This window comes from Paenibacillus sp. FSL P2-0173, from assembly GCF_038008045.1.
GTDB lineage: Bacteria > Bacillota > Bacilli > Paenibacillales > Paenibacillaceae > Paenibacillus > Paenibacillus polymyxa_B.
This window is the reverse complement of record NZ_JBBOYK010000006.1, coordinates 178,824-190,309: the sequence shown is the minus strand read 5'-3', so window position 1 is coordinate 190,309 and position 11,486 is coordinate 178,824. Positions and strand designations below refer to the sequence as shown.

The 11,486-nt window shown below is 49.0% G+C and carries 1 protein-coding gene; it reads left to right on the top strand.

Annotation, left to right across the window (positions count from 1 at the left end; genetic code table 11):
- Positions 1-166: 166 nt before the first annotated feature.
- A complete protein-coding gene (locus MKX30_RS25140) occupies positions 167-11,380 on the top strand; it encodes an amino acid adenylation domain-containing protein (RefSeq protein WP_341063791.1) in 11,214 nt (3,737 codons plus the stop codon).
- Positions 11,381-11,486 lie beyond the last annotated feature (106 nt).

Below are 11,486 nucleotides of genomic sequence, written 5' to 3'. Positions count from 1 at the left end.
ATCAGTTTTCTAAGATGCAATGATTTCACTTTGCTGTGCAGAGGGCGGCGGCTTGTCCGACTGCCCTTGCCTGCAAAGTATTCTTTTTCTGACACAACGCTCATGTACGTAACAACGCGCACCATCCAACCGGGGGAACAGGCCCCGAGAAGCAGGAGGGATGTCATTGAAAGCCTTATTTGAGAAGGAAAAAAATTACTGGAGTCATAAACTGGAATCTGAGGATCATATCATCTGCCTACCATACACCAACCATGTGTCCAGAAGTACAACTGTAACGAGTTTAAATTCCCATACGAACACACTCACATTTCCAACTGAAATTTCCCAAAGAATATCATCTATAACAGGCGGCGCTCCATGGGCCGTGTTTATGGTCCTGCTTGCTGGAGTAGAGAGCTTATTGCATAAATACACAGGTGAGGAACGTGTGCTGCTGGGCATCCCGGTAGCCAAGTCTGGCAACGGTGCTACAAAGCCGATCAACCATCTGCTTTTATTGAAAAATACGCTGGATTCCAGCACAACCTTCAAAGCTTTGCTGTCTCAAATCAAAACCTCTGTCGGCGAAGCTATTGAACATCAAAACATTCCTTTTTGGAACTATTCTGAATTACTTGACATTCAACGTAATGAGGATGAAAAGCCTCTTATTCACACCACAGTATCCTTGCAAAATATTCATATTTCTGATTTTTTAAATCACGTACAATCTGAACTGGATTTCCAGTTTCAATGGGAACATGAAGCGGTCTCCCTGAACATAAAGTATAGTAGCGACCGTTATAGCGAGACGACGATTGAGCGCTTTGTTGAGCAGCTTCTGCGGCTGTACACTATTGTTTTGCAGCAGCCAGAGTTGGCGATTTCCACAGCACAAGTACTGTCAGAGCAAGAAGTAGAGCAGCTGGTCCATACCTTCAACGATACAAATGTGGATTATCCACGTCATGCGTCTATTCATGAATTGTTCGTGAAACAGGCGAAGCAGGCACCACAGCAGGTGGCGGTAGTGTGTGGGCAAGATAGCCTAACCTATGCAGAATTGAATGAAAAGGCCAACCGACTGGCTCATTCTTTACGTAAGCAGGGAATCCGCACCGAGCAGACGGTCGGCATTGTAGCTGAACGCTCGATCGAGATGATTGTCGGTATGCTCGGAATTCTCAAAGCAGGTGGAGCGTATGTACCCATTGATTCTGATTACCCGGATGAGCGTATACGCTATTTGCTGCAGGATTCCGGTGCGGACATACTGCTCGTGCAGCGAATGGAACATCGGCCCACTGATTTTAAGGGAATGGTGCTTGACCTTAGCGATGCTGCAATTTATGGAACGGATGATGCTGATCGTTACGATCCAATTTTGCCGAATGATCACGGGACGAATACTGATCCGGGATACGTGGACTGCCTAGATCCGTTCTACTCCATTTTCGCCAGTCCCGAACTTGCTTCTACGACAACCATACAACCAGAAACCATGCAACCAAAAGCTACGCAATCAGAACAAGCAGAACAAATACAGCAGGCTTATGCAGCTGGAGAACAACCGAAGGCGAGCGCAGCTGGTCGTTTGGCCTATATTATGTACACCTCAGGGACTACAGGCCAGCCCAAAGGGGTTATGGTGGAGCACCGTAATGTCGTGCGTTTGGTGACAAACACAAATTATGCACGCTTGAATGCCGACACGCGCATTTTGCAGACCGGGTCTGTTGTCTTTGACGCGTCCACCTTCGAAATTTGGGGTGCGTTATTGAACGGTGGACAGCTGGTGCTGGTGAGTCAGGATGTTATTTTGGACGCTCCCAAGCTCAAGGAAGTTGTTCGCAATCACGGCATTACCACGATGTGGCTGACCGCACCACTCTTTAATCAGCTATCCCAGCAGGACTTGGAACTATTTGAGGGGATGCGGGAGCTATTGGTTGGTGGTGATGTGCTGTCCGTACCGCATATTAACCGGGTATTGGAGGCCCATCCGAATCTACATATCATTAACGGCTACGGTCCGACGGAAAATACGACCTTTTCCACCACACATGCCATTACCGGCGTTCAATCGGCATCTGTGCCCATTGGTAGCCCGATCCATAACTCGACGGCATATGTCGTGGACCGTTCGATGCAGCTTCAGCCTATTGGAGCGTGGGGGGAGCTGATCGTCGGCGGTGACGGGGTGGCTCGCGGATATCGCAACCGCCCAGACCTGACGACCGAAAAGTTCATCGACAGCCCGTTCCGTGGCGGCGAACGCTGCTATCGTACAGGGGACCTGGTGCGTTGGAATGCGGACGGAACGCTGGAATATAAGGGACGAATCGACGCGCAGGTGAAAATTCGAGGCTACCGGATTGAGCTGGGCGAGGTGGAAGCACAGCTGTTGAAGCTGGAGGCAGTCCGAGAAGCTGTTGTAATTGCACATGAAGATGAGCAGGGGCAAAAGCTGCTCTGCGCATATGTGGTCACCCATGCGGAAGTAGCGACAAGTGAGCTGCGTAGTGCTTTGAGTCAGGAGCTGCCGGGTTACATGGTACCGTCGTATTTTGTACAGCTGGAGCAATTGCCACTGACGCCCAACGGCAAGGTGGATCGCCGAGCGTTGCCACAGCCAGAGGGAGGTGTAAGCTCAGGCGCAGAATATGTACCTCCTCAAAATCAATTACAAGCACAACTGGCTAGCATCTGGAAAGATGTGCTGGAGCTTGAGCGCATTGGGATTAAGGATAACTTTTTTGAGGCAGGAGGACATTCCCTGCGGGCGACACATGTCATATCACTCATCTATAAGGAATTGCATAAAAATGTGCAGCTAAAGGACTTGTTCCAGCATCCGACAATTGAACAGCTGGCGCAGGTTATTGAAGCACTGGAGCAAACCACCTATGAATCCATCCCTGTTACGGAGAATAAGCCATTTTATGCGGTCTCTTCGGCTCAAAAACGGATGTATATCCTCAATCAGCTTGATGGAGCGGGAATTAGCTATAACATACCTGGTGCCCTGACTCTGACCGGTTCACTTGATCACAAGGCACTGGATAACGCGTTCCGTCAGCTTATTGAACGCCATGAAACATTGCGCACAAGTTTTGAGACCATGAACGGTGAACCTGTCCAGCGAGTACATGACGAGGTTCCTTTTCGCATGGAATTGACCTATGCTCACGGAGCTGCCCCAAAGGAAACGGATGAGCTGGTACATAACTTTGTTCAGCCGTTCGATCTGGGGCAAGCTCCGTTATTCCGAGTTGGTTTGATTGAAACAGACCCAGAGCATCATATTTTGCTCATAGATATGCATCATATCATTTCGGACGGTACCTCTATAAATGTACTGATTCAGGACTTCATTCATTTATATGCAGGCGACACGCTGCCATCGCTGCGCATTCAGTATAAAGACTACGCCGCTTGGCAACAGAAGCAGCAGCAAAGTGAACGCTACCGGGAACAGGAAAACTACTGGCTCAATACCTTCGCAGGAGAGCTACCTGTGCTTGATCTACCGACTGATTATTCACGCCCAGCGGTGAGAAGCTTTGAAGGAGATGTGCTGGAATTTACGCTTGACCAACGACAAAGCGAAGGCTTAAAAAGCATTGCGGTGCAGACGGAATCGACATTATATATGGTGCTGTTGGCTGCCTATTCGGCTTTGCTTAGCCACTATAGCGGGCAGGAAGATATTATTGTCGGTTCGCCAATTGCAGGGCGGCCCCATGCAGATCTTGGCAGTCTGATCGGGATGTTCGTGAATACACTGGCAATCCGTAATTATCCAGAAGGCGGGAAAACGTTCCGCGATTATGTGTTGGAGGTCAAGGAAAACGCGTTAAAGGCTTTTGAACATCAGGATTATCCGTTTGAAGAGCTGGTGGAGAAGCTGGGCGTGGATCGAGATTTAAGCCGTAATCCGTTATTTGATACCATGTTTGCACTACAAAACATAGAGCAAAAAGAGCAGCAGCTGGCGGGGCTGCAATTGGCATCTTATCCAAGTGAACAAACGGCGGCCAAATTTGATTTGAGTCTGTTCGCAGTGGAGGATGGAGAACAAATTTCCTGTGCTCTTCAATACGGAACTCGGCTGTACAAACGGGAAACCATCGAACGACTGACTGAACATTTGCAGCAGCTTATCAATGCGGTTATAAAACAGCCGGATATCGCTCTTTCGGCTATTGAAATGGTTTCGGCCCAAGAAAAAGAGCTGCTTGTGCAGAGATTCAATGATACGGTAGCAGACTATCCGTATCCACGAGATCAAGCACTGCATGTGCTGTTCGAGGAACAGGTAGCGCAATCACCAGATCGGCTGGCCATCACCTTTGCGGACATGCAGCTTACCTACCGCGAGCTGAATGAACGTGCCGACCGTCTGGCACGCATACTCGCTTCCCATGGGATACAGCGCGGGTCCGAGCCAGAGACACAGCGAGTAGGGATTATGGCTGAACGCTCCATTGAAATGGTCGTCGGTATGCTGGCGATTTTGAAGGTCGGAGGGGCTTACGTTCCCATTGATCCTGATTATCCTGAAGAGCGTATCCGTTATTTACTGGAGGATTCCAGTGCTGGGCTGTTACTGTTACAGCGACGTGAGCAGATTCCTTTTGAACCCGGCATTCCGGTCATCGATTTGAGTGATGAACAGCGATGCAATAGCAAATCTGAATGTGACGCTCAGACGGATGGAACAATTGCGATTACAACAGGGGGATCTTCCTCCGATCTTGCGTACGTGATCTACACCTCTGGTACGACAGGCAAGCCGAAGGGCGTGATGATTGAGCACCGTAATGTCGTGCGCCTAGTGAAAAACAAAAGCTATGCCATGCTTGATGAAAATACACGTATGCTGCAATTGGGCGCAGTTGTGTTCGATGCCTCCACATTTGAAATCTGGGGAACGCTGCTGAACGGGGGACAACTGTATGTGGTAAGCCATGACACTATTCTGGATGCCTCCAAGCTCAAACAGGCAATTGACAAGTATCGTGTTAACACGATGTTCATGACCACGGCTTTATTCAATCAGTATTCGCAGCAAGAAATCGGAGTGTTTGCGTCCTTGAAGGAGTTGCTCGTGGGTGGTGATGTGTTGTCTGTACCACACGTCAATCGTGTGTTGAAGGAGTACCCGCAGCTTCGCCTGGCCAATATTTATGGTCCGACGGAGAACACCACCTTTTCCACCATCTATGACATTACAGAACCGCAAACCCAGGCTATTCCCATTGGACGTCCAATTGATCACTCGACCGCTTATGTGGTCAATCGTTCGTTGAAGCTGCAACCTGTCGGAGCCTGGGGAGAGCTGATCGTCGGTGGCGACGGTGTTGGGCGAGGATATCTGAATCGGCCTGAGCTTACGGCGGAAAAATTTATTGAAAGTCCATTCCGGTCTGGAGAATATTGCTATCGTACAGGAGACTTAGTGCGTTGGCGTGCTGATGGTGTACTGGAGTACAAGGGAAGAATGGATGAACAGGTCAAAATTCGCGGCTACCGCATTGAACTGGGTGAAATTGAAAACCGATTGTCCACGATTCCAGGTGTGAAGGAATCGGTTGTTACCGTGCGGCAGGATGATCACGGACAAAAACAGCTGTGTGCCTATTTTGCAACAGACAGTGAATTGAGCGCCAGCGACTTACGTAACATTTTGTCGCAGGATCTGCCTGGCTATATGGTGCCGTCTTACTTTGTGCAGCTCTCCAGACTGCCTTTGACGCTGAATGGCAAAGTAGACCGCAGGGCACTGCCCGCACCTGAGCACAATCTCGATACAGGTATGGATTATGTGGCACCCGAAACGGATGTCCAACAGGCACTGGCTACGGCTTGGGGAGCCATTCTTGGTATCCCGAAAGTCGGAATACAGGATAACTTTTTCCATTTGGGTGGTGACTCCATCAAGGCCATCCAAGTATCGTCCCGCTTGTTTCAGGCTGGATACAAGCTGGAAATGAAGGACATGTTCAAATACCCGACAATTGCGGGACTAAGCACATATATTCAGCCTGTTAACCGAATAGCCGAGCAGGGCGAGGTTACAGGAAATGTAGTGCTTACACCGATTCAGCGCTGGTTTTTTGAACAGCCAACGGAAGAACCACACTATTTTAACCAATCTGTCATGCTCTATCGTCAGGAAGGCTATGACGAACAGGCACTACGGCGGGCGCTCCATCAGATTACTTCGCACCATGATGCATTGCGTATGGTTTTTAGTTTGTCGGAGAACGGATGTACAGCATGGAACCGCAGTGTAGAGGAAGGCGAACCGTACCATCTGGAGTGCTTTGACTATAATGACAGCGATGTAAACAAGCAAGATTTGGCGAAGATAATTGAAGCGAAATGCAATGAAATTCAATCTGGTATTTCCCTAAGCGAAGGTCCGCTGATGAGACTGGGGCTGTTCCGTTGCCCGGATGGAGATCATCTGCTGGTCGTGATTCATCATTTGGCGGTGGACGGGGTATCCTGGCGCATTTTATTCGAGGATTTGGCGACTGCCTATGATCAAGCCTCCAAGGGTGAACAGGTGATTCAGCTGCCTCATAAAACAGATTCGTTCCAAACGTGGGCCGAGCAGCTGCACGCTTATGCCAACAGTCCAGCTATGGAACGTGAGCGAGCGTATTGGGGGAAACTTGCACAAGCGGAACTGGCTACTTTGCCGCAGGATTACGGGCATAACGAGCACGAAAAGCCATTGATTGGCGATAGTGAGTCGGTTACTGCTTTGTGGACACATGCAGAGACAGAGCAGCTGCTCAAGCAGGCCAATCGTGCCTACCGTACAGAAATTAATGACCTGTTGTTGACGGCGGTAGGAATGGCATTGCAAGCATGGAGCGGACATGAGCGTTTCCTGATTAATCTGGAGGGACATGGACGTGAAGCCATTTTACCAGAGGTGGACATTACCCGAACGATAGGATGGTTTACAAGCCAATATCCTGTTTTGCTCGATATGCCGGAAGAACTGGCACTTTCGCAACGGATCAAGGGTGTGAAGGAAGGACTGCGCGGTATCCCGCAAAAAGGGATTGGCTACGGTGTACTGAAATATTTATCCGACCGTCAGACACAGGCACCGGAGGCATCTCCAGCCATATTTACGACAGATCCCGAAATCAGCTTTAACTATTTGGGACAGTTCGATCAAGATATGAAAGGGAACGACTTGCAATCATCCTCATATGAGGGTGGGATGCCGCTGAGCCCGACCATGGCTCGAACGTATACACTGGATTTTGGCGGCATCATTTCGGGAGGCCAACTGGGTCTGACGATTAGCTATAGCCGTACGAGCTATAGAGCGGAGACGATCGAGCGATTGGCGAAATTTCTAGAATCGAGCCTGCGTGAAATTTTGGCGCATTGCATCCATAAAGAACACCCGGAGCTTACCCCAAGTGATATTTCCTATAAAGGAATGAGTGTGGAGGGCTTGGACAGTCTCTTATCTGAAATGGGTGCTGCGGGTGAGATTGACAATGTATATGCACTGACCCCGATGCAGAAAGGGATGCTGTTTCACAGCCAGCTAGATAGTCAAGCAGCTGCGAATGACGCGTATTTTGAGCAGGTTTCTTATGATATGCGAGGTCAGATGGACATTCGGGCTTTCGCAGAAAGCCTGAATATTCTGGTTCGGCGACATGAGGCGCTGCGTACACATTTTTATTTTGGCAGAGATACGGAACCGTTGCAGGTGGTGTATCGAAATCGGGATTGCGGCTTTCAATATGAAGATTTACACCATCTAGATGAGGATGAAATAGATTCCTGGGTGAAAAATTTCAAGCTACAAGATAAAGCACGGGGCTTTGATCTGCGTCGGGATGTCCTCCTGCGTGTAGCGATTTTACGTACCGGAGAAGACAGCTATCATTTTGTATGGAGCTTTCATCATATCGTCATGGACGGCTGGTGTCTGTCCCTTATAAACAAAGAAGTGTTTGAAAGCTATGCAGCACTTCAGGAGGGCAGAGTACCAGAACTGGCACCGGCAGTGCCGTACAGCCGCTTTATTGAATGGCTGGAAGCACAGGATCGCAAGGCGGCAACCGACTACTGGAGCAGCTATTTATCCGGATATGAGCAGCAAACAGCGTTACCAGCTGTAAAATCCGGTCGCAAGAGTGAAGGCAACACGGCTAGTGATTGGGTGACGGTTTTGGAACGTGAGTTGACCCTCCGGGTGGAGGAGACGGCTAAGCGATATCAAGTGACCATGAATACGTTATTACAAACCGCATGGGGGATTGTGCTGCAAAAATATAACAACCACAGTGATGTCGTATTTGGCAGTGTCGTCTCAGGCCGTCCATCAGATATTATCGGGGTAGAGGATATTATCGGCTTGTTCATTAATACCATTCCCGTTCGCATCCTTAGTGAGGCAGGGGAATCTTTTGCAGAAGTTATGAAGAAAACGCAGGAGCAGGCGCTGGCTTCTCATGCATATGATACGTATCCACTGTTTGAGATTCAGGCATTGACCGACCAGAAACAGGATTTAATTAACCATATTATGGTTTTTGAAAATTATCCGGTAGATGAGCAGGTCGAGGAACTGGGAAGTGACGGGCAGGATACATTCCCGATTTCCAACGTGGTGGCTGCAGAGCAGACTAACTATGATCTGAGCTTAGTCGTTATGCCGGGAGAATGCATCAAGATTCGTTTTATGTATAACGCGTTAAGTTATGATCAAACAGGCATTGAGCGTCTGCATGGACATTTTGTGAACCTGTTGGAGCAAGTTTTGCTTAACCCGAATGTTTGCGTAGAAGAGCTGGAACTGGTTACAGCGGCGGAAAAACAACAAATTACAGGAGAGTTTAATGACACTGCCTGTGCATATCCAAGCAATCACACGATCCAAAAACTGTTTGAGGAGCAGGCAGAGCGCACGCCGGATCATATTGCCGTAGCTTTGGGTCATCAATCATTGACCTATCGGGAACTCAATGAGACAGCCAACCGTTTAGCGCATACGCTGCGTGATGCAGGGGTGAAATCCGATGAACCTGTGGGCATTTTGACGGAGCGCTCACTGGATATGATTACGGGAACACTCGCTATTTTGAAGGCTGGTGGCGCGTATGTGCCGGTAGACCCTCAATATCCGGAGGACCGTATCCGTTATATGCTGGAGGACTCGGGAGCCAAGCTGCTGCTGGCTCAGCAGGATTTACTGGATCGTTGCTATTTTGATGGACAGATTGTCAATCTGAATGAGGATCCGTCCTACAGTGCAGATGCTTCCAATCTGGGTATAGATGGAGCGGGTAATCATGCTGCTTATGTCATTTATACCTCAGGTTCAACAGGTAAGCCTAAGGGTGTCGTTGTTGAGCATCAAAGTGTCGTGCGCCTTGTCCGCAATACGGATTATGTGCCATTTGATGAATCGACCCGAATGCTGCAGACTTGCGCGTTTGTATTTGATGTATCTACGTTTGAAATTTGGGGCGCGCTGCTGAACGGCGGTCAGCTTGTTCTTGTGCATAAGGATGATCTATTGGACGCGGCCAAGCTTAAAGAGACGATACGGGATCATCGCGTCACCATGATGTGGCTGACCACTCCGTTATTTAATCAGCTTTCACAGCAGGATAGTAAACTTTTCGGCGATGTGAAGTATTTGCTGGTTGGTGGTGATGTTTTGTCTGCACCCCATATTAACCGGGTCCTGCGCGATAATCCGGACATCAACATCATTAACGGCTATGGGCCAACGGAAAATACAACCTTTTCGACGACGTATCACATTACGGAAGAACAGCTGGATTCTGTGCCGATCGGACGCCCCATCCGCAATTCGACGGCGTATGTTGTGGATTCGTCATTTAACCTGCAGCCGGTCGGAGCTTGGGGTGAGCTGGTTGTCGGCGGAGACGGAGTTGCACGTGGTTATCTGAACCGTCCTGAGCTGACAGCTGAGAGATTTCTAGCTAACCCGTGGGTGGACGGAGATCGCCTGTACTGTACGGGAGACCTTGTTCGCTGGCGTGAAGACGGCATACTGGAATACGCTGGACGGATTGATCAACAGGTTAAAATTCGCGGTTACCGGATTGAGCTGGGCGAGGTGGAGGCGCGGCTGGCAAGTGTACCGTCCGTGCGGGATAGCGTTGTTATTGCTTTGCGGGATGGAGCGGGTCAGCAGCAATTATGTGCTTACTTCACCGCCGATGAACAGCTGACCATCCGTGAGATTCGAGTTGCGATGTCGGCCAGTCTGCCGAGCTATATGATTCCATCCGCATTTGTACAGCTGGATCGGTTTCCGCTGACGACAAACGGCAAAATCGACCGCAAAGCTTTACCTGTGCCGGACAAAGGGCTGCACACGGGTATAGAATATGTCGCACCGCGAACTGATGTGGAACAGTTGCTGGCAGCCATTTGGCAGGAAGTACTTGAAATTCCACAAGTGGGTATCCACGATGACTTTTTCACGTTAGGTGGACATTCCTTAAAAGTACTGGAGCTTATACGCAAAGTTCACCTTGCTACAGATATTGAGCTTCCCATCCGTAGTGTTCTGGACTTCCCGACTATAGAAGCGCAGGCGCTCACATTATTGAAAGCCGATCTGGAATACAAGGCCGATAGTCCAATCATTCGGTTGAATGAACACGGTCCGATCTCCATCTTCTGCTTTCCTCCTATGCTTGGATACGGGCTGTCGTTCGCGGAGCTTGCGAAACAACTGGATCAGGACGCAGTCGTGTATGGGTTGGAGTTCGTAGATGATGCTGCGGATGAGCAGGCCATGCTGGCACGTTACGTTGATTTGATCGTCAGCACGCAAGCGCAAGGTCCGTATGTGCTGCTTGGTTATTCCATAGGTGGTAATCTGGCGCATAAGGTTGCTGACACACTGGAACGTCAAGGTCATACTGTATCCGATATTTTTATGCTCGATTCGGTCAAAAGGGCGGAAGCCCTGCCCTTCACAGTTGAAGAAACAGAGCATGAAATTCATGACATGCTGGAACAAGTTCCCTACTCCTACCGTGAGCTGTTGAATGAAACGTACCAACGTAAAATGATCGCTTACGCGGTATATGGCAACCAGCTTGTGAATACAGAGAGCGTTCAGGCGAATATTCACGGCTTTGTCGCCGTTGGATCGGAAACGGTCAAGGGTACAGGAGATAATCGACTTTTATGGAAAGACGCTACACAAGGTAGCTATGAAGAGCATAGCTTGATTGGCAATCATTATGAACTGCTGGAACCCGGATTTATCGAGGAAAATGTAAAAAGTATCCGTGCCACCATACAAAAGATAACTCGGAACACGGACAAAGACATGACACAAGACTTGGCACATCATAAATCTTGAAAATCTACGGTCGATGATGTAACGAACTGAATCACTAATTTTTAATCTGTAACACATGAATCCTGATCGACAGGTAAGAAGCCTTCTGCTTACGCGACTCGATCAG